We start from the raw sequence: 18,089 nt of genomic DNA on the forward strand, positions 1-18,089 counted from the left end.
GGAAGGGCGCTGAGCCCTAGAATTCGATGTCATCGCCCGGCAGGATGTCGCCCTCGGCGGATTCGGCCGCTGCCGGCGGGGCCGCGACGATGTCGTCATCCTCGATCGCCGCCGCCTTGATCCGGACGTCGGTCACCTTGGCGCCGGGGAAGCGGGCGAGGATTGCGGCCACATCCGGATCCTGCCGTGCATCGACGAGACGCGCCTCGCGCGTCGACTTCTCGACTTCGACCAGCGTCGGCGCACCGGCCTCGTTGGACAGCGTCACCCACCAGTTGATGCCCGTCCATTCGCTGAGCTTCATCTTCAGCTCGTTGACAATCGTCGGCGGGCATTGCGATTCCAGCCGGATTTCCAGTCGGCCCGGTTCGATCTTCACCAGATGCACGAACTGGCGCAGCTGCGCCCTGAGTACGGGTGCGCGGTTCTTGGTGCAGAGATCAGCGATATCATCAAGCGTCTCGACCCGAACGCCGGGGATCGGTGCTTCCTCGACCTTGGGCTCTCGCCGCTCCAGGGCTTGAGGCAGCGCATCGCCCGCCGGCACGCTCTGCAGATGGGCAACCGGCTGGCTCATCGCCGGACGCGCGCCGCTGTCTTGCGCGGGCTGTCCCACGGCCTGCACCCGCATCGCCATCGAGGCACCGCCACCGCCGCCGTTCGGACGGGGTGAGGATGGCCCACGCTCTGCTCCGCCATCGCCATTGGAGAGCTCGAGCAGGCGTCGCGCGGCATCTTCGGGTGAGGGGAGATGCGCGGCATGCGCCAGCCGGATCAGCACCATTTCGGCAGCCCCTGCCGGTCGCGACGAGGCCTCGGCTTCCGGAATGCCCTTGAGCAGCATCTGCCACATGCGCGACAAGGTGGTCACGGCCACGCTGTCGGCGAGTTCTGCACCGCGCACGCGCTCGACCTCGGACAGCGAGGGATCCTGGGCTGCGGAAGGGATGTATTTGAGCCGCGTCACCAGATGGGTGAAGTCGGCAAGATCGGTCAGCACCACCGTCGGGTTGGCACCCGCCTCGTACTGACTGCCGAATTCGGAAAGCGCTGCCGTCACGTCACCACGCACGATGTGTTCGAAGAGGTCGACGATACGGGCGCGGTCGGCAAGACCCAGCATGGCGCGCACGGCATCGGCATGCACCATGCCGCCACCATGGGCGATGGCCTGGTCGAGCAGCGAGAGGCCGTCACGCGCCGAGCCTTCGGCCGCACGCGCGATCATCGCCAGCGCCTCTTCCTCCGCCTCGATGCCTTCTTTCGATGCGATCGTCGAGAACAGCCCGACGAGATCGCCGGCGCTGATCCGGCGCAGGTCGAAGCGCTGGCAGCGAGAAAGCACGGTGATCGGAACCTTGCGGATTTCGGTGGTTGCGAAGATGAACTTCACATGCTCCGGCGGCTCTTCGAGCGTCTTCAGCAAGCCGTTGAAGGCTGCCGTGGAGAGCATGTGCACTTCGTCGATGATATAGACCTTGTAGCGCGCCGACACCGGGCGATAGCGGACCTGCTCGATGATCTCGCGGATGTCATCGATACCCGTATGCGAGGCGGCGTCCATCTCGATCACGTCGACATGCCGGCCTTCCATGATCGCCTGGCAGTGTTCGCCGGGGATGCGAAGGTCGATCGTCGGCTTGTCGATCTCTGGTGTCTTGTAGTTCAGCGCACGCGCCAGAATGCGGGCCGTGGTGGTCTTGCCCACCCCGCGCACGCCGGTCAGCATATAGGCCTGCGCAATGCGGCCGGTTTCGAACGCATTGGTCAGCGTCCGCACCATCGGCTCCTGGCCGACCATCAGGTCCGTGAAATCCTTGGGGCGATATTTGCGGGCAAGAACGCGGTAGCCGCCGGGGGCGGGCTTGGCCTCTGCAGTCGGCTCGAAATCGCTCATCGCGTTGCCAGCTTCCCCGTCGCCCGCAGCCGGGCATGGCACGGCCCGTGTTGGAAACAAAGGCCGGAAATGAAGATGAGGTGGGAGGCTGGCACGATGACCCGTGCCGCGCTCGTTAGGGCTGCTTCCTTCCGGACCTGACCCGGTTGGCGAGTGGCTCGTCCACCACCAACCTCCCGAGGAGACATATCGGCAATAACGTCGCCAAATGCAAGCCAAGCGCCAAAAAAACTGCTAGCCTTTGGTCAAAGCATTTCGGAGAGAAACACCGTGCAGCCCTTCATCCTGGATGAGCGTCTTGGCCGAGACAGCGAGTCGATCCTCAAACTCGGCCTCTGTGACCTCAGATTGGCAAGGGATAGCCGCTGGCCCTGGCTGATCCTCGTGCCGCAGCGGCCTGATGTCTCGGAGATCTTCGATCTGACTCCGCTCGATCAGGCCGTCCTGACTTTCGAGCAGGTGACGGTGGGGGCGGCACTCAAGAAGGCGACGGGCGCGGAGAAGATCAATATCGCCGCGATTGGCAACATCGTGCGTCAGCTCCACGTCCATGTCGTGGCACGCTTCGAGAACGACCCGAACTGGCCCGGCCCGATCTGGGGCTTCGAGAAGCCGATTCCCTATCAGGAAGAGACCTTTCAGGCGATGAAGAACAGGATCCTTGAAGCATTCCAATGAAGAATTCCATTTTCCTCAATCGTGCTCCCCATCTCGAACCCAGCGAACTCACGGCCTTCTCCGGCAACAAGCTCGACCGTGACAGCGAGCATCGCGACGAGACCACGCTCGAAACGGCGCTGAAGGTCGAGGGCACCCATATCCTTGCCTTCTCCGGCACCCAGCTCGTCCTCAAACACGACGGCCAGGTTCTGGACCCGCTCTTCGCCCCTTACGAACTGGTCGATCTTCAGCCGAAATTCGACGACGCCATCCTGCTCGGCCATCAGGCCTCGGGCGAGCCGCGTCTCGCCGTGCCTGTCAATGTGGCACCGGAAGCACTTGCCGCTCATTACAAGCCGGCCGATCCCCGCGCGCTGTTTCGCGACGCCCTCGTCGGGGACGAATTGCTGGGCGAAGTCGCCCAGGCGCTCAGCCTCCTGCGCTGGAATGCCGACAACAAGTTCTGCGGCCGTTGTGGCGGCACGATGGAAACCCTGATCGGCGGCTACAAGCGCAGATGCACCGCCTGCAGCCACGAGATTTTTCCGCGCACCGATCCGGTCGCGATCATGCTGGTCGTCGATGAGAAGCAGGATCGCTGCCTTATGGGCAGAAGCCCGCGCTTTCCGGCCGGCATGTATTCCTCGCTCGCCGGCTTCGTCGAGCCGGGGGAGACGATCGAAAACGCCGTCCGCCGCGAAACACGCGAGGAATCGGGCATCACCGTCGGCCGCGTCCGCTATCACGCCTCGCAACCCTGGCCGATGCCGCATCAGCTGATGATCGGCTGCTATGGCGAGGCGACCACCGTCGATATCACTTTCGACACGACGGAACTGGAGGATTGCCGCTGGTTCACCCGCGAGGAAATCGGCGCCATGTTGTCGGAAGGCTCATACGACGGGCGGTCGCTACCGATCCAGGGCACCATCGCCCGCAGGCTGATCGAGGACTGGTTCGAATGGCGGCACTGAGCCGTCTCCCACCTATGCAGTTCAGAGCTTGCCGCGCATTTCATGCGCCTTGTAGACGCCGAGGATGCGGACCTTTTCCGAGAAGAAGCGCAGTTCTTCCAGTGCCCGCTTCACCGGCGCGTCCTCCGGATGTCCCTCGATATCGGCATAGAACTGGGTCGCGATGAACTTGCCGCCGATCTGGTAGCTCTCGAGCTTGGTCATGTTGACGCCATTGGTGGCAAATCCGCCCATCGCCTTGTAGAGCGCTGCCGGGATGTTGCGGACATTGAACACGAACGTGGTGATGAAACGCTCGTCGTCACTCACCCGTTTCGGCTCGTCCTCGTCACGCGAGAGCACGACGAAGCGCGTCACGTTGTTCTCGGAATCCTCGACATTCTCGGCCAGGATATCGAGCCCGTAGAGCGACGCTGCAAGCCGCGGCGCAAGGGCGGCCATCGTCCGGTCGCCCTTCTCCGAGACGAGCTTGGCAGCGCCGGCGGTGTCGCCGGCGACGACCGCCTTCCAGCCATGGCTGCGGATGATCTTGCGGCACTGACCAAGCGCATGGATGTGGCTGTGCACGGTGCGGATCTCGTCGAGCTTCACGCCCGGCAGCACCATCAGCTGGAAGCGGATCGGCATGAAATATTCGCCGACGATGTGCAGACGCGACAGCGGCAGCAGATAGTGGATGTCGGCAACGCGACCGGCCAGCGTGTTCTCGATCGGGATCATCGCGAGATCCACCTCGCCCGTCTCCAGCGCCACGAAGGCATCCTCGAAGGTCGGGCAGGGCAGTGGCTCCATGTTGGGGAACATGTCGCGGCAGGCCATGTCAGAATTGGCGCCGTAGTCGCCCTGGAAGGAAATCTTGTTCGTCGGTGCCAAGGGATCAGTGTCCTGCGTTGGAGGATGCGGAAAGGATGCGGCGCGCCTTTTCGAGATCGTCGGGTGTGTCGACGCCGAGCGGCACGGTCTTCACCACCTCGGCATCGATGCGCATGCCGGCCTCGAGCGCGCGAAGCTGCTCCAGCGACTCGCGTCTTTCGAGCGTCGACGGCGAGAGCGAGACGAAGCGTTCGAGCGCTGCGCGGCGATAGGCGTAAAGCCCGATATGGTGATAAAGCGGCCCGGCACCGTAAGGAGCGGTGGCGCGGGTAAAGTAGAGCGCCCGGAGCCTGTCGCCGGAAATCGGCGATCCCACGACCTTCACGACATTCGGATTGGTCTTTTCCTGCTCGTCCTCGATCTCCACCGTCAGCGTCGCGATGTCGACGGCTGGGTCTTGAAGCGGCCTCAGTGCGGCACGGATCGTTTGCGGATCGATGGTCGGCAGGTCGCCCTGCACATTGATGACGATTTCAGCCTGACCATCTGGGTCGACCTTGCTCAGCGCTTCGAAGATACGGTCGGAACCCGACTGGTGGTCCGCCCGTGTCATGACCACCTCGAAGCCCGCGGCTTCCACGGCGTCGAACACTTCGCTGTCGTCGGTGGCCACGATGATTCGCCCGACCTCGGCTTCCTGAGCCCGTTTCGCGACCTGCACGATCATCGGCAGACCGGCGATATCGGCAAGTGGCTTGCCCGGAAGTCGAGTGGATGCCATGCGGGCCGGGATCAGGACCAGGGTTTTGGCAGTTCCGCCTTCATTCATGTCCATAACCCCTTCAAATCACCGAACAGAAGTGTCAAAAAGTCCCAGTTGCGGGACCATAATCGTGTTGCAAGTGTTATGCAAAAGACATAGGTTCCGCGCGATTTCAAGATCGTCCGGTTGCTCATCGGCCGGCTGCACGGGGAGCTTTGCAGATGAACTCTTATACCAACATGGGCGTGGGTGCCTTTCTCGGCACCGTCTTCGTCCTGATGTCTGTGTCGATCGCTTCGGAAGGCATTTTCCACTCGGAAGCACCCGAGCAGGAAGGCTTCGCCATTGTTGCCGAAGAAGCGGGTCCGGCAGAGGCTGCACCCGAGGTCGCCGCAACGCCGATCGCCGTGCTTCTCGCCAGCGCTGATGCGGGCGCAGGTGAAGCCGTGTTCAAGAAGTGCGCGAGCTGTCACACCGTCGACAAGGGTGGCGCCAACAAGGTTGGCCCGAACCTCTATGGCCTTGTCGACCGCCCGATCGCTTCGCATGAAGGCTTCAGCTACTCCGCTGCCATGACCGAATTCTCCCAGGGCGGCTCCGTCCTTTGGACCTGGGAACACCTCAATGAATTCCTGCTGGCGCCGAAGCAGCACATCCCGGGCACCGCCATGGGCTTTGCCGGCATCAAGAAGGATGACGAGCGCGCCAACCTGATCATGTATCTGCACACGATGGCAGACAGCCCGGTTCCGCTCCCGACCCCGGAGGCTGCACCGGCAGACGCCGCAGCAGCCCCTGCAGACGCAGCGCCGGCTGATGCCGCTGCCGCCCCGGCAGATGCGGCCCCGGCGGAGGCTCCGGCCGAAGCTGCTCCGGCTGCTCCGGCAGAGGCCGCTCCGGAAGCACCGGCGGACGCAGCGCCCGCGGCCCCCGCAGAACCGGCTCCGGCCGAGCCTGCTCCGGCACAGACGACGACGCCGTAATTCGGTCGTTTCGATTTCTTCGCACTCTGCGCCCGGCCCTTGCGGCCGGGCGTTTGCGTTTCAGAGCAGAAGCAAGGCCCAGAGCGATACGGTCACCACCCCAGCCGCTGTCGATAGCGTGATGACAGAGGCTGCCAGCCCCTGACCGACGCCGAAGCGGCTGGCAATCAGCCAGGCATTGATGCCTGTCGGAACCGACGAGGTGAGCACCAGTGCCGCAGTCCATTGCGGTGAAAGGCCAAGTAGCGTCGAAGCGAGCCACACCACCGCAGGCATCAGGGCAAGCTTCAGGAGCGAAATGCTGGCAGCGATCCGGACATTGCCTGCCAGGCCATATTTGTTCAGCGTCATGCCGAGCGAAATCAGCGCTGCCGGCGCCGCCATGCCGGCGACCTGTGCGACGATGCCGTCGATCAGCGCGGGGACAGGTGTGCCCACGACCTGCAGGAGGATGCCGCCGGCAAGGCCAATGATCAGCGGGTTGCGGATGAGGTTGCCGCCCACCTGTTTCGAAACGGCAAGGATGCCGGCGGCCTGCCGGCCACCGCTTTTCTGCTCCGCCCGTTCCATCGCGAGAACCCCCGCGATCATCATCAACGGCAGATGCACGGCAAGCAGGATCGACATCGCGACAATCCCATCCGGACCGACCGTGCGCTCGACGAGTGGAAGACCGATGAAGACATTGTTGGCAAAGGCGGAGGAGACACCGGCGAGAACGCCGAGCTTCTCGTCTCGACCGAAGAGGCGCGTCGCAACCAGATGGCCGATCGTCCAGGTGACGAGAACGCCGGCGAAATAGGCGATCCAGAGTCGGAAGGGCGATGCGCCATGGAAATCGGCATTGGCGATCGTGCGCAAGAGCAGCAGTGGCACCGCCACCTTGAAGACGAAGTCTCCAAGCCCGTCGCCGATCTCCGTCGCGAGGATCTTGAGGCGGACCAGCGCCCAACCGAATAGTATAAGAATGAAAATAGGAAGGACGTCTTGGGCAACAGCAGTCATGAAACGACTCAAGGGGAGGGCAAGGACAAAAGCCTTCTTAGGCCGCCCGCCGCTCACCGCCAATCCGCCAGAAACGACAAAAGCAGGCCACTGCCTGCTTTCACGCCGGCCTCATGCCGGTCGAGATAGGCCGCCAGTACATCCGTGGTCGGCTTTCCCGTAACGGACCGGTTATGGTCCACTTGGACGCCCAGGGGAGATGGACGTCTTGATAATGATTTATAAGCTTTCGATGTAACGGCAAGATGACGTTGATCGGCTTGCCCCTTCCCATCGCTGCAAAAATCACTATGACCGTGGGGCACGCAAATGGAGCCCCGGACCTTATGAGCCAGTTCGATGTCCTGACGATCGGCAATGCCATCGTCGACATTATTTCCCGCTGCGACGACCAGTTTCTGATCGACAACGCCATCACCAAAAGCGCAATGAACCTGATCGACGCCGAGCGCGCCGAGCGGCTCTACGGTCTCATGGGCCCCGCCGTGGAAGCTTCCGGCGGCAGCGCCGGCAACACGGCAGCCGGCATCGCCAATTTCGGCGGCAAGGCCGCCTATTTCGGCAAGGTGGCCGAGGACCAGCTGGGCGAGATCTTCATCCACGATATCCGTGCCCAAGGCGTGCATTTCCAGACCCGCCCGCTGGGCAGCCAGCCGCCGACGGCCCGCAGCATGATCTTCGTCACCGAAGACGGCGAGCGCTCGATGAACACCTATCTCGGCGCCTGCGTCGAATTCGGCCCCGAGGATGTCGAGCCGGAGGTGGTGGCGAAATCCAAGGTCACCTATTTCGAAGGTTATCTCTGGGATCCGCCGCGCGCCAAGCAGGCGATCCTCGATTGCGCCCGCATCGCCCATGACGCAGGCCAAGAAATGTCGATGACGCTGTCCGACAGCTTCTGCGTCGGCCGCTACCGGTCGGAGTTTCTCGACCTCATGCGCTCCGGCACGGTCGACATCGTCTTCGCCAACGAGCAGGAGGCCCTCTCGCTCTACGAGACGGATGATTTCGCCCAGGCGCTCGATCTCATTTCGAAGGATTGCAAGCTCGCGGCCGTCACCATGGGTGACCAGGGTGCCGTGATCGTCAAGGATGGCGCCCGCATTCGCGTGCCCGCGACCAAGGTGCAGACAGTGGTCGATACGACCGGCGCCGGCGATCTCTTCGCCGCAGGCTTCCTCTTCGGCTACACCAACGGTCGAAGCCTCAAGGATTGCGGCCATCTTGGCTGCTATGCCGCAGGTGTCGTCATCCAGCAGATTGGGCCACGCCCGATGATGTCCCTGAAGAACGGAGCTGCGGCGACAGGCCTTATTTGAAGGCCTCGCCGGGATAGGCACCCCAGATCTCGGCCTGCGACACCCAGCCACTGACCCCGCCGGCTTCGGCCTGGCACCAGTTGCCGTTGCATTCGCTGAGCTTCAGCAGGACGCCGGGTTCGAGCTTGGCGATGACAGCTGCCGAGGAGTTCGAATCCCGGCGCATCATCACATAGACATTCTCACCCTTGCCGCGCATCCAGGGCGCGGCAACGGCGGTGCGCTCGCCGGTCAGCAGGGTCTGGTTGACCCAGCCCTCGGTGCCGTCGGCATCACGAATCTGTCGCCAGTTCTCGTATTCGCGGATGATTTCCACCGGCAGACCAGACTTCATGTAGCGCCAGGAAACAGCGTAGTCGGTGCTGGGGCCGATCCGCAGATTGACCTTCTCGGCCTTGAGGCTGACGAAGCGCGGAAGCGGCAGACCGCTCGAGCCCTTGGTCGTGGATTGTGCATGACCGGCGATCGGGCCGGCCACGAGAGACAGCGCGAGGACGCTGAAGGCTAGGCTGACGCGGCACAGGTTATGAAACATGGTCATTCCGGGCTAAGCTATGGAAATGAAGTGCTTTCTGACCGCCCCGGACCGCTTCGCGCATGTCCGGGACAAATCCGCCGCGACCCGACGAGTTTTGTTTGTCTTCGCCGACGGGTTTGGTAGAAATTGCCTTCCTAAGGAGCGAAGTATCCCGCGACTTGGTTAACGAGTTCTGAAGAAGGCATCGATCCGGCCCATGACGAACAGGAAAAGACCAACGGTCTATATCACGCGGAAACTGCCCGATGCCGTGGAAACGCGCATGCGCGAGCTGTTCGATGCCGAGCTCAATGTCGACGACAAGCCGCGCACGCGCGAAGAATTGATCGCAGCCGTCAAGACGGCGGATGTGCTCGTACCCACGGTCACCGACCGAATCGATGCGGCTCTCATCGCGGAGGCCGGACCGCAGCTGAAGCTGATCGCAAGCTTCTCCAACGGCACCGATCACATCGACATCGATGCGGCTGCGAAAAAGGGCATCACCGTCACCAACACGCCGAATGTCCTGACCGAAGACACGGCCGACATGACCATGGCGCTGATCCTCGCCGTCCCCCGCCGCCTCGTCCAGGGCGCGCGCGTGCTGATGGACAAGCCGGGCGAATGGGAAGGCTGGTCGCCCACCTGGATGCTCGGGCGCCGCATCTGGGGCAAGCGCATCGGCATCATCGGCATGGGCCGCATCGGCACGGCCGTTGCCCGCCGTGCAAAGGCCTTCGGTCTCTCGATCCATTACCACAACCGCAAGCGCGCCAATCCGGCCACCGAAGAAGAGCTCGAGGCAACCTATTGGGACAGCCTCGACCAGATGCTCGCCCGCGTCGATATCGTCTCGGTCAACTGCCCGTCGACGCCGGCAACCTTCCACCTGCTTTCGGCACGGCGTCTCGCCCTGCTGCAGCCGACCAGCTACGTGGTGAACACCGCCCGCGGCGACATCATCGATGAGGATGCGCTGGTGCAGGCGCTGCGCGCCGGCAAGATCGCCGGTGCGGGCCTCGATGTGTTCGAGAACGAGCCTGCGGTCAATCCGAAGCTGGTGAAGCTCGCCAATGAAGGCAAGGTCGTGCTGTTGCCGCATACGGGCTCGGCGACGATCGAAGGCCGTATCGATATGGGCGACAAGGTGATCATCAATATCAGGACCTATTTCGACGGTCACCGTCCGCCGAACCGCGTTCTGCCGAGCCGAAGCTGAGCTTCAGCTCAGCCGCTTCTGCATCTCGATGTAGGTCGGGCGCTCGTAGCCGGCATGGCTCTTCTCCGCCGTGCGGACAAAGCCCCAGGCACCGAAGCGCCGGTGATTGCCCGTGAGCTCGATCCGCGTCTCCAGCCGCAGCGCAGGCTTGCCGAGCTCGTGAGCAATGGCTTCCGCTTCAGCCAGAAACCGGCCGCCGATCCCCGACCCCTGCGTTTCGGGCGCCACCGCCAGCTTGCCGACATAGAGGAAGTCAGGCTCAGGCCGCAGAAAGGCACAGCCGACGAGCCGCCCTTCGACCTCTGCCATCAGACCGATCTCGTCCCTGGCCTTGTCCTTGAGCGAGGCAAGCGTCAATCGATGCGCCGACGAAGGCGGGTCGATCACGCCATCCATATAGGCAAACGATCCCATGATGAGCGCCAGGAGTTCCTCATAGCGCGAAAAGCTTTCGTCGATCCGGCTGATCGTCACATCCATCGTCATGCCCGTCTTTTGTAGCGCACCGTATCGAAGCGCGCTGCCAGTCCATCATACATCAGCAACCGCCCGACCAGCGGCTCGCCGATCCCCGTGATTACCTTGATCGCCTCCATTGCCATCAGCGTGCCGATCACACCGGTCAGCGCGCCGATCACGCCCGCTTCCGCACAGGCCGGTATCAGGCCCTCCGGCGGCGGCTCGGGAAAGAGATCGGTATAGCGGGGGTAAGGCTGTCCATCGGGGCCGCTTTCATACGGCTTTAATACCGTCACCGTCCCGTCGAAGCGCCCGACAGCGCCGGTCACCAACGGCACGCGCGCAAGCTCCGCCGCATCCGCCGCCGCATAGCGCGTGGAAAAATTGTCGGAGCCGTCGATCAGCAATGTGTAGCGCGGCAGATGATCCCGCGCGAAACCGGGATCGAACCGATCCTCGTACCTTACGACACGGCAATGCGGGTTGAGCCGCGCGATGGCCTTTACCGCACTCTTGGTCTTCTTCTCGCCAAGCGTTCCGGTATCGTGAATGACCTGCCGCTGCAGATTGGAAAGCGACACCCCGTCGTCATCGACGATCCCGAGCGTGCCGACGCCAGCAGCCGCCAAATACTGCAACACAGGCGACCCAAGCCCGCCGGCCCCGATAACCAGCACGCGTGCGGCCTTCAGCAATTGCTGCCCATGACCACCCACTTCGGGCAACAGGATGTGGCGGTGATAACGGGAGAGTTCGTCTGGGGACAGCGGATCCATGGCGCCTACCTTGCCACCAGGCGGTTTGGAAAGAAAGCGCGGTCAGCCATCGATCTGCCCGTCCCTGACCGTCACGAACTGCGCCCGATCACCCAGCGCCGAAAACATCGCCTTGTCGGTCCCTGTCATGAAGGCCTGCCCGCCCAGCGCATCGATGCGCGCAAAAAGCGCCGCCCGCCGCCCTTCGTCGAGATGTGCCGCGATTTCGTCCAGCAGCAGGATCGGCGCGTAACCGGTCATGGTCGCGACCAGCCGTGCATGTGCGAGCACGAGACCGATCAGGAGCGCCTTCTGCTCGCCTGTCGAGCAGCGTTCGGCATCCATGTCCTTCTCGATATGCCGCACGATCAGATCTGCCCGGTGCGGTCCATCCAGCGTCCGTCCAGCCGCCGCGTCCCGATGGCGCGATTGTGCGAGGATGTCGATATAGCGCTCTTCGAATTCGAAGGCCGGCAGATCGGCGAGCTCGTCGAGGAAACCCGTGAGCGCAAGCGAGGCGGAGGGGAATGCCGAGGTGTCCCGATCCGCCTCGATCAATCCGGAAAGCAACCCGAGCATTTCCCGCCGTGCCGCCGCCATGGCCACGCCGAGCGCTGCCATCTGCTGCTCGATCCCGGAAAGCCAGGTCGGATCGAAGCGGCCTTCCGAGAGAAGCTTGTTGCGGCTGCGCATGGCCCGCTCGAAGTCGCTGGCCCGCCGGCCATGTGCCGGATCGAGCGACAGGACCAGCCGGTCGAGGAAGCGGCGTCGATCGGCCGAAGGGCCTGTAAACAACCCGTCCATCGCCGGGGTCAGCCACAGAATGCGCAAGTGATCCGTCAGTTCGTCCACCGACTTGGCCGGCGCGCCATTGATCCGCAGTCGGCGGACGAGATTGTCCTCTTCCGTCGTTTCCGTACCGGTGCCGATATCGGCCTCGCCCACCATGCCGTCGATCGCCGCAAAAATCGTGAAGCTTCCCGAGGCGCCGAGCCGCGGAATGTCCGAAAGAACGGCCCGGCGCAGCCCCCGTCCCGGCGACAGGAAGGAGATCGCCTCCATGAAATTGGTTTTGCCCGCCCCGTTGTCGCCGACCAGCACAACATGCCGCCCGTCCAGCGCAAGGCCTGCCTGCGCATAGTTGCGGAAGTCCGTCAGTTTCAGTCGGTGGATCTGTGTCTTCTGGGTCATGAGCCGGAATCGTTGTCGCCTTGAGCTAGGCCGATTGGTTGGTGAAGGCAAGGCACAAGCGTGCTTTCGGCTATATCTCTGAGCCTGCGGCGCTTGGCGGCATGGAACTGTTTCCAAGCCGCGCTAGTTTGATGACATCGCCGCCGATCTGGAGCCAGGCCATGCCCTTGCATTCCGATGATCTAACCCCCGAAGAAGCCCGCCGTGACCATTGGGACATGCTGGGCTTTCTCGCGCTGAACGCAACGCTCGGTGCCGCCCTCGGCTTTGCGGTTGCCTTCGGCATTGTCTGGTTCGATCTCGGCGGCGTCGGCACCTCGCTCTCCCGCTCGAGCCACCCGGTTCTCCCGACAGTCATGATGGCCGTTCCCCTGGCCTTGACCTTCGCCGCGGCCGTGACCGCCTCCGCCGTCATGACCATGCCCTACCGCAAGAAGAAGCAGCGATGACTTGGCCTCAAGTCCATGTTTGACCGCGCCTTCGTCTTGCGGCATCTAGGCCGCTTGAGAGACGATGGAGAAGACCCATGGACACGCAGGAAGAGCGCATCACGCGTCTGGAAGAGACCGTCGCCCATCAGACGCGCGTCATCGAAGAGCTGTCGGACCAGCTGGCCGAGCAATGGAAGGTGGTCGAGCAGACCCGCGCGAAGCTCGATCGCCTGACCGAACGCTTCCTGTCGCTGGAAGAGCAGGCGCTGGAAGCCCCGGCCGTCACCCGCCCACCGCATTATTGAGCGCCGCCACGCTCCGTTGCAAATCCGGTCAGCACTGCATCGACCAGATGCGTGATCTGGTCGCGGGATGGGTCGAGCCGGCCGGTCAGCAGCCGCTGCCAGCAGAAGCTTGAGAACAACTCCATGATCAGCGGAATGTCGAGCGTGCCCCGGATCTCGCCGCGCGCCACACCCCGCTCAAGGATCACGCCGCTCGCCCGACAGCGCGTCACGGCATAGTCGCGCAGCGCTTCGAGCGCTGCCGGATCGCTCTGCGCCTCGGCGACGATCGAGCGAAAGACTTCGCCCCCGCTCGTTTTCCAGAAGCCGAGCAGCGCCTCGAGAAAAGCGATCAGATCCCCGCGCGTGGCGCCCGTATCGGGATAGAAGGTCTCGCCCTTCTGGCGATGATAGACGTCAAGGAGAAGTGCTGCCTTGGAGGGCCACCAGCGATAGATCGTCGGCTTGCCGGCCTTTGCCCGCCGCGCGACCGCCTCGATCGAGAAGGCGGAAAGTCCCCCTTCGGTGAGGATCTCGGCTGCGGCCGTCAGGATGGCATCCTCGCTGGCGGGATTGCGTTGCGCGCCGATCGATGTGCGCTTTGTGATATCGCGTGCAGTGTTCGTCACAGTCGATGCTCCTTCGCTCGAGTTCTAGCAGAAAAAACTATTGAACGAAACGGCCCGTTTCAATATAAACGAAACGTACCGTTCTTATGGAGCCTCCCATGTCCGATCTCTCGACAACCCGACCCATCCCGTCGAAGCACCGCCTCGCCATGATCATGCTGCTCGTAATCTATCCCTTCGTCACCGGCATTCTCTATGTCCTGATGCCGCTGACAGAGGGCTGGCCGATCTGGGCCCGCACGGCACTGCTTGCGCCCATCATGGTGATCTCGATCGTTTACGGCATCGCGCCGGCGATCCAGAAACACTTCGCGTGGTTCATCCTGCGCCAGCCCAGACTGCTCGCTTGAGCCCATGCAAAAGGGGCGGCCCTTCAGGACCGCCCCTTGCATAATCACCCCGGCTTCGCCGCCCGTCAGTCGCTGAGCGTGTCGAAGAAATCCTTCATCCGGGCAAAGAAGCCCGTCGATTCCGGATTGTTCTCCTTCGACGACAGCTGTTCGAACTCCTGGAGGAGTTCGCGCTGACGCTTCGTCAGCTTCTGCGGCGTCTCGATCTGAATCTGGATGTAGAGGTCGCCGACCTGCGTCGAGCGCAGCACCGGCATGCCCTTGCCCTTCAGGCGGAACTGCTTGCCGGCCTGCGTGCCTTCCGGAACCGTCACCCGCGACTTCGTGCCATCGAGCGTCACCACATCGAAGGTCCCGCCGAGTGCCGCCGTCGTCATGGAGATCGGCACGGAGCAATAGAGATCCGCGCCGTCACGCTGGAAGAACTCGTGCGGCTTCACTGACAAGAAGATATAGAGGTCTCCAGCCGGCCCGCCGCGCAGTCCTGCCTCGCCTTCGCCCTGCAGGCGAATGCGCGTGCCGTCCTCGATCCCGGTCGGGATGCTTACGGACAGCGAGCGTTCTTCCGTGACGCGGCCCTGGCCGTGGCACTTGGTGCAGGGATCGGAAATCGTCTGGCCGCGACCGTGACAGGTGGGGCAGGTCCGCTCGATCGAGAAGAAGCCCTGGGCGGCGCGCACGCGGCCCGAGCCCTGACAGGTCGTGCAGGTCTTCGGCTGGGTGCCGGGCTTGGCGCCCGAACCGGTGCAGACATCGCAGGTGATCGAGGTCGGAACCCGGATCTGCGCCGTCTTGCCGGTGAAGGCCTCTTCGAGGCTGATTTCCATGTTGTAGCGCAGGTCTGCCCCGCGCTCGCGGCCGCCCGTCGAGCGGGCACGACCGCCACGGCCGCCGCCCATCATCTCGCCGAAAATGTCCTCGAAGATGTCGGAGAAGCCGCCGCCGGCAAAACCGCCGCCGCCACCGAAACCGCCGCCGCCCATGCCGCCCTGTTCGAAGGCGGCATGGCCGAAGCGGTCATAGGCCGCGCGCTTCTGGGGATCCTTCAAGGTCTCATAGGCCTCGTTGATCTCCTTGAACTTCTTCTCGGCTTCGCTGTCATCCGGATTCTTGTCCGGGTGATATTTCATGGCCAGCTTGCGGAAGGCGCTCTTCAGCTCCTTCTCGTCCGCCGTCCGGCCAACCCCGAGGGTCTCGTAGAAATCTGCTTTTGCCATGGTCTTACAAAGCTCTCAAAGCTTTCCCAACGCTCGTGTGGCTGCCCGTCGCCTTGCCGGCCTGCTTGTCGCAAGCCTGCATGTCTTTCTGGAAATCGGACGCGGCGGAGATTGCATCCTGCATCAGAAGCTTGCGCGCTTCGCCTTTGCTGATGAGGCCGTCGGCAGAGGTCACGGCAGCAAAAGCCAGGGAATGCGCAGCCATGTCACAGGAAGAGACTTCGCCACCGTTCTCGCGCCGCTGAAGCGCTGCTTCGATGATCCTGCCGAGCTCATTGCCAATGCGGGAAAGGGAATTGCTGTCCTTCGCGGAAATCGCCTTGGCCACTCTGGCCTCGGCGGCGCTCACCTGACGGTGAACTGCGCTGACCTGCCCCCTGTCCTGTGCCATGGCACCGGTCGTCAGGATCAACGAAAGTGCGGCTGGCCCGAAGGCCAGCCAGATCTTGGAACGGCGTCCGAAGTGGCCCTGCATCAGGCCGACTTCTTCGCGTCTTCGTCCTTCACTTCTTCATAGTCGGCGTCGACGACGTTGTCGTCCTTGCCACCATCCGTGTCGCCTGCACCGCCTTCGGCCTGCTGGGCTTCATAGATGGCCTGGCCCAGCTTCATGGAAACTTCCATGAGCGTCTGGGTCTTGGCCTGGATGTCGTCGGCATCAGGCTCGGAGGCTTCGATCGAACCCTTCAGGGCAGCGATTGCATCCTCGATCGCCTTGCGGTCGGTTTCCGAAACCTTGTCGCCATATTCCTTGACCGACTTCTCGGTGGAGTGAACGAGGCTTTCGGCCTGGTTCTTGGCTTCGACCACGGCACGACGCTTCTTGTCGGCCTCGGCATTGGCTTCGGCGTCCTTCACCATCTTCTCGATGTCGGCGTCGGAGAGACCACCGGAGGCCTGGATGCGGATCTGCTGTTCCTTGCCCGTGCCCTTGTCCTTGGCCGAAACCTGAACGATGCCGTTCGCGTCGATGTCGAAGGTGACTTCGATCTGCGGAACGCCACGCGGTGCCGGCGGCAGGCCAACGAGGTCGAACTGACCGAGCAGCTTGTTGTCTGCAGCCATTTCGCGCTCGCCCTGGCTGACGCGGATGGTCACGGCCTGCTGGTTGTCTTCAGCGGTCGAGAAGGTCTGGCTCTTCTTCGTCGGGATCGTCGTGTTGCGGTCGATCAGACGGGTGAAGACGCCACCGAGGGTCTCGATGCCGAGCGACAGCGGGGTCACGTCGAGCAGCAGAACGTCCTTGACGTCCCCCTGCAGAACACCGGCCTGGATCGCTGCACCGAGGGCAACGACTTCATCCGGGTTCACACCCTTGTGCGGCTCCTTGCCGAACAGCTGCTTCACGACTTCCTGGACCTTCGGCATGCGGCTCATGCCGCCGACCAGAACCACTTCGTCGATATCGGCTGCGGAAACGCCGGCATCCTTGAGGGCTGCCTTGCACGGTGCGATCGTGCGCTGGACGAGATCGTCGACCAGGCTTTCGAACTTCGCGCGAGTCAGCTTCATCGTCAGGTGCTTCGGACCGGAAGCGTCCGCCGTGATGAACGGCAGGTTGATTTCGGTCTGCTGCGAAGAAGACAGCTCGATCTTGGCCTTTTCGGCGGCTTCCTTCAGGCGCTGCAGGGCCAGCTTGTCGCCCTTCAGGTCGATGCCCTGGTCCTTCTTGAACTCGGCTGCGAGATATTCGACGAGACGCATGTCGAAGTCTTCACCGCCAAGGAAGGTGTCGCCGTTGGTCGACTTCACTTCGAAGACGCCGTCGCCGATCTCCAGAACCGAGATATCGAAGGTACCACCGCCAAGGTCGTAAACGGCGATCGTCTTGCCGTCCTTCTTGTCGAGGCCGTAAGCGAGGGCAGCAGCCGTCGGCTCGTTGATGATGCGCAGAACTTCAAGACCGGCGATGCGGCCGGCATCCTTGGTTGCCTGGCGCTGCGCGTCGTTGAAGTAGGCGGGAACGGTGATGACGGCCTTTTCGACCTTTTCGCCGAGATAGGCTTCAGCCGTTTCCTTCATCTTCTGAAGAATCATGGCCGAGATCTGCGAAGGCGAATAGCCCTTGTTCTGGGCTTCGACCCAGGCGTCACCATTGTCGCCCTTGATGATCGGGAAGGGAACGAGGCCCTTGTCCTTCTCAACGGTCGGATCTTCGTAGCGGCGGCCGATCAGGCGCTTGACGGCGAAGAGCGTGTTGGTCGGGTTGGTGACGGCCTGGCGCTTGGCCGGCTGACCGACGAGGCGTTCGCCGTCGTCCGAAAATGCCACCATGGACGGCGTGGTGCGTGCGCCTTCCGAATTCTCGATGACCTTCGCATCCTTGCCGTCCATGACGGCGACGCAGGAATTGGTCGTTCCAAGGTCGATACCGATTACTTTTGCCATGTCATATTCTCCTTGAAGCAGGCCATCGGAACCCCAATCAGGCATTCCTGACAGCCCCTCGACGTGGATGGTCTGGGATACACTGCAGCGCCGCTGCGGTTATGTCGCGTATATAAGAAGCGGTTTTTCCGACTGCAAGGCTGGAATTCCGCCGAAAACCGGTAAAAAAGAACAGATTGGCGCCACAGCTTCACGTGCTTCGCGGCACCTCTCAGTCCTTGTCGACCGGCCA

20 protein-coding genes and 1 other RNA gene are annotated in these 18,089 nt (G+C 62.8%); 8 read left to right on the forward strand and 13 right to left on the reverse strand.

What is annotated here, in order from left to right:
* Positions 1-16 precede the first annotated feature (16 nt).
* Together FAA86_RS08875 and ffs are read right to left on the reverse strand one after the other, a co-directional pair.
* Positions 17-1,897 carry a DNA polymerase III subunit gamma/tau gene (locus FAA86_RS08875; RefSeq protein ID WP_136539866.1) on the reverse strand — a complete coding sequence of 627 codons (1,881 nt, stop codon included), beginning with the start codon at positions 1,895-1,897 and terminating at the stop codon, positions 17-19.
* An 80-nt stretch (positions 1,898-1,977) separates the two neighbouring features.
* Positions 1,978-2,074, reverse strand: an RNA gene (gene ffs, locus FAA86_RS08880) — signal recognition particle sRNA small type.
* A 93-nt stretch (positions 2,075-2,167) separates the two neighbouring features.
* On the opposite strand from ffs, the gene FAA86_RS08885 reads away from it, so the two are divergent.
* Together FAA86_RS08885 and nudC are read left to right on the forward strand one after the other, a co-directional pair.
* Positions 2,168-2,575 carry an HIT family protein gene (locus FAA86_RS08885; protein ID WP_136539868.1) on the forward strand — a complete coding sequence of 136 codons (408 nt, stop codon included), beginning with the start codon at positions 2,168-2,170 and terminating at the stop codon, positions 2,573-2,575.
* On the forward strand, positions 2,572-3,531 hold the full coding sequence (gene nudC, locus FAA86_RS08890; protein ID WP_136539870.1) for an NAD(+) diphosphatase: 960 nt from the start codon (positions 2,572-2,574) through the stop codon (positions 3,529-3,531). Before FAA86_RS08885 ends, nudC begins: the two co-directional genes overlap by 4 nt.
* Positions 3,532-3,552: 21 nt before the next feature.
* Here nudC and FAA86_RS08895 read toward each other — a convergent pair whose 3' ends face one another.
* Positions 3,553-4,404, reverse strand: a complete 852-nt coding sequence (locus tag FAA86_RS08895) for a prephenate dehydratase (RefSeq protein WP_113458165.1) — start codon at positions 4,402-4,404, stop codon at positions 3,553-3,555.
* A gap of 4 nt (positions 4,405-4,408) precedes the next feature.
* Positions 4,409-5,173, reverse strand: coding sequence for a 3-deoxy-manno-octulosonate cytidylyltransferase (locus tag FAA86_RS08900; protein WP_136539872.1), 765 nt, complete (start codon positions 5,171-5,173; stop codon positions 4,409-4,411).
* Between the two features lie 155 nt (positions 5,174-5,328).
* Here FAA86_RS08900 and FAA86_RS08905 point away from each other — a divergent pair, with 155 nt between their 5' ends.
* Entirely contained in the window at positions 5,329-6,090 is a 762-nt protein-coding gene (locus tag FAA86_RS08905) for a c-type cytochrome (protein WP_136539874.1), read from the forward strand.
* 60 nt (positions 6,091-6,150) lie between these two features.
* On the opposite strand, the gene FAA86_RS08910 is transcribed toward FAA86_RS08905, so the two are convergent.
* Complete coding sequence (locus FAA86_RS08910) at positions 6,151-7,095, reverse strand: AEC family transporter (RefSeq protein WP_136539876.1); 945 nt, start codon at positions 7,093-7,095, stop codon at positions 6,151-6,153.
* A gap of 326 nt (positions 7,096-7,421) precedes the next feature.
* Between FAA86_RS08910 and FAA86_RS08915 the strand changes: the two genes are divergently transcribed.
* Positions 7,422-8,414, forward strand: coding sequence for an adenosine kinase (locus tag FAA86_RS08915; protein ID WP_136539878.1), 993 nt, complete (start codon positions 7,422-7,424; stop codon positions 8,412-8,414).
* Here the strand turns inward: FAA86_RS08915 and FAA86_RS08920 are convergent.
* Positions 8,407-8,949, reverse strand: a complete 543-nt coding sequence (locus FAA86_RS08920) for an SH3 domain-containing protein (protein WP_136539880.1) — start codon at positions 8,947-8,949, stop codon at positions 8,407-8,409. The genes FAA86_RS08915 and FAA86_RS08920 overlap by 8 nt on opposite strands.
* 199 nt (positions 8,950-9,148) lie before the next feature.
* On the opposite strand from FAA86_RS08920, the gene FAA86_RS08925 reads away from it, so the two are divergent.
* Complete coding sequence (locus FAA86_RS08925) at positions 9,149-10,153, forward strand: 2-hydroxyacid dehydrogenase (protein ID WP_136539882.1); 1,005 nt, start codon at positions 9,149-9,151, stop codon at positions 10,151-10,153.
* 3 nt (positions 10,154-10,156) lie between these two features.
* On the opposite strand, the gene FAA86_RS08930 is transcribed toward FAA86_RS08925, so the two are convergent.
* The 3 genes from FAA86_RS08930 to recF are packed head-to-tail and all read right to left on the reverse strand — an operon-like array spanning position 10,157 to position 12,558.
* Complete coding sequence (locus tag FAA86_RS08930) at positions 10,157-10,639, reverse strand: GNAT family N-acetyltransferase (RefSeq protein ID WP_136539884.1); 483 nt, start codon at positions 10,637-10,639, stop codon at positions 10,157-10,159.
* Positions 10,636-11,388 (reverse strand): molybdopterin-synthase adenylyltransferase MoeB, encoded by a 753-nt coding sequence (locus FAA86_RS08935; RefSeq protein ID WP_136539886.1) that lies wholly within the window; start codon positions 11,386-11,388, stop codon positions 10,636-10,638. The genes FAA86_RS08930 and FAA86_RS08935 overlap by 4 nt, the downstream gene beginning before the upstream one ends.
* 42 nt (positions 11,389-11,430) lie before the next feature.
* Entirely contained in the window at positions 11,431-12,558 is a 1,128-nt protein-coding gene (gene recF / locus FAA86_RS08940) for a DNA replication/repair protein RecF (RefSeq protein WP_136539887.1), read from the reverse strand.
* 161 nt (positions 12,559-12,719) lie between these two features.
* Between recF and FAA86_RS08945 the strand changes: the two genes are divergently transcribed.
* Complete coding sequence (locus FAA86_RS08945) at positions 12,720-13,007, forward strand: hypothetical protein (RefSeq protein ID WP_136539889.1); 288 nt, start codon at positions 12,720-12,722, stop codon at positions 13,005-13,007.
* 77 nt (positions 13,008-13,084) lie between these two features.
* Entirely contained in the window at positions 13,085-13,294 is a 210-nt protein-coding gene (locus tag FAA86_RS08950; protein WP_113458172.1) for a SlyX family protein, read from the forward strand.
* On the opposite strand, the gene FAA86_RS08955 is transcribed toward FAA86_RS08950, so the two are convergent.
* The gene (locus tag FAA86_RS08955; protein WP_136539891.1) at positions 13,288-13,902 is read right to left on the reverse strand and encodes a TetR/AcrR family transcriptional regulator; all 615 of its coding nucleotides are present in this window, start codon (positions 13,900-13,902) and stop codon (positions 13,288-13,290) included. The two genes, FAA86_RS08950 and FAA86_RS08955, sit on opposite strands and share 7 nt — an antisense overlap.
* 98 nt (positions 13,903-14,000) lie before the next feature.
* Between FAA86_RS08955 and FAA86_RS08960 the strand changes: the two genes are divergently transcribed.
* Complete coding sequence (locus FAA86_RS08960; protein ID WP_136539893.1) at positions 14,001-14,252, forward strand: putative antibiotic biosynthesis monooxygenase; 252 nt, start codon at positions 14,001-14,003, stop codon at positions 14,250-14,252.
* Between the two features lie 65 nt (positions 14,253-14,317).
* Here FAA86_RS08960 and dnaJ read toward each other — a convergent pair whose 3' ends face one another.
* Genes dnaJ through dnaK form a run of 3 tightly spaced genes read right to left on the reverse strand, consistent with a single transcriptional unit; the run spans position 14,318 to position 17,857 of the window.
* Positions 14,318-15,469: a molecular chaperone DnaJ gene (gene dnaJ, locus FAA86_RS08965; RefSeq protein ID WP_113458175.1), complete on the reverse strand. Its 1,152-nt coding sequence runs from the start codon at positions 15,467-15,469 to the stop codon at positions 14,318-14,320.
* A 4-nt stretch (positions 15,470-15,473) separates the two neighbouring features.
* Entirely contained in the window at positions 15,474-15,944 is a 471-nt protein-coding gene (locus tag FAA86_RS08970) for a hypothetical protein (protein WP_136539895.1), read from the reverse strand.
* Positions 15,944-17,857 (reverse strand): molecular chaperone DnaK, encoded by a 1,914-nt coding sequence (gene dnaK / locus FAA86_RS08975; RefSeq protein WP_113458177.1) that lies wholly within the window; start codon positions 17,855-17,857, stop codon positions 15,944-15,946. Before dnaK ends, FAA86_RS08970 begins: the two co-directional genes overlap by 1 nt.
* Between the last annotated feature and the right edge of the window lie 232 nt (positions 17,858-18,089).

This window comes from Rhizobium rosettiformans W3 (assembly GCF_004912135.1).
GTDB lineage: Bacteria > Pseudomonadota > Alphaproteobacteria > Rhizobiales > Rhizobiaceae > Allorhizobium > Allorhizobium rosettiformans.

Coding starts and splice junctions, on each gene's coding strand:
- nudC (WP_136539870.1), top strand. CDS start 2,572: ATGAAGAATTCCATTTTCCTCAATCGTGCTCCCCATCTCGAACCCAGC.
- FAA86_RS08920 (WP_136539880.1), bottom strand. CDS start 8,949: ATGTTTCATAACCTGTGCCGCGTCAGCCTAGCCTTCAGCGTCCTCGCG.
- dnaK (WP_113458177.1), bottom strand. CDS start 17,857: ATGGCAAAAGTAATCGGTATCGACCTTGGAACGACCAATTCCTGCGTC.
- FAA86_RS08910 (WP_136539876.1), bottom strand. CDS start 7,095: ATGACTGCTGTTGCCCAAGACGTCCTTCCTATTTTCATTCTTATACTA.
- FAA86_RS08905 (WP_136539874.1), top strand. CDS start 5,329: ATGAACTCTTATACCAACATGGGCGTGGGTGCCTTTCTCGGCACCGTC.
- FAA86_RS08915 (WP_136539878.1), top strand. CDS start 7,422: ATGAGCCAGTTCGATGTCCTGACGATCGGCAATGCCATCGTCGACATT.
- FAA86_RS08950 (WP_113458172.1), top strand. CDS start 13,085: ATGGACACGCAGGAAGAGCGCATCACGCGTCTGGAAGAGACCGTCGCC.
- FAA86_RS08900 (WP_136539872.1), bottom strand. CDS start 5,173: ATGAATGAAGGCGGAACTGCCAAAACCCTGGTCCTGATCCCGGCCCGC.
- FAA86_RS08875 (WP_136539866.1), bottom strand. CDS start 1,897: ATGAGCGATTTCGAGCCGACTGCAGAGGCCAAGCCCGCCCCCGGCGGC.
- FAA86_RS08935 (WP_136539886.1), bottom strand. CDS start 11,388: ATGGATCCGCTGTCCCCAGACGAACTCTCCCGTTATCACCGCCACATC.
- FAA86_RS08945 (WP_136539889.1), top strand. CDS start 12,720: ATGCCCTTGCATTCCGATGATCTAACCCCCGAAGAAGCCCGCCGTGAC.
- FAA86_RS08970 (WP_136539895.1), bottom strand. CDS start 15,944: ATGCAGGGCCACTTCGGACGCCGTTCCAAGATCTGGCTGGCCTTCGGG.
- dnaJ (WP_113458175.1), bottom strand. CDS start 15,469: ATGGCAAAAGCAGATTTCTACGAGACCCTCGGGGTTGGCCGGACGGCG.
- FAA86_RS08960 (WP_136539893.1), top strand. CDS start 14,001: ATGTCCGATCTCTCGACAACCCGACCCATCCCGTCGAAGCACCGCCTC.
- recF (WP_136539887.1), bottom strand. CDS start 12,558: ATGACCCAGAAGACACAGATCCACCGACTGAAACTGACGGACTTCCGC.
- FAA86_RS08925 (WP_136539882.1), top strand. CDS start 9,149: ATGACGAACAGGAAAAGACCAACGGTCTATATCACGCGGAAACTGCCC.
- FAA86_RS08930 (WP_136539884.1), bottom strand. CDS start 10,639: ATGACGATGGATGTGACGATCAGCCGGATCGACGAAAGCTTTTCGCGC.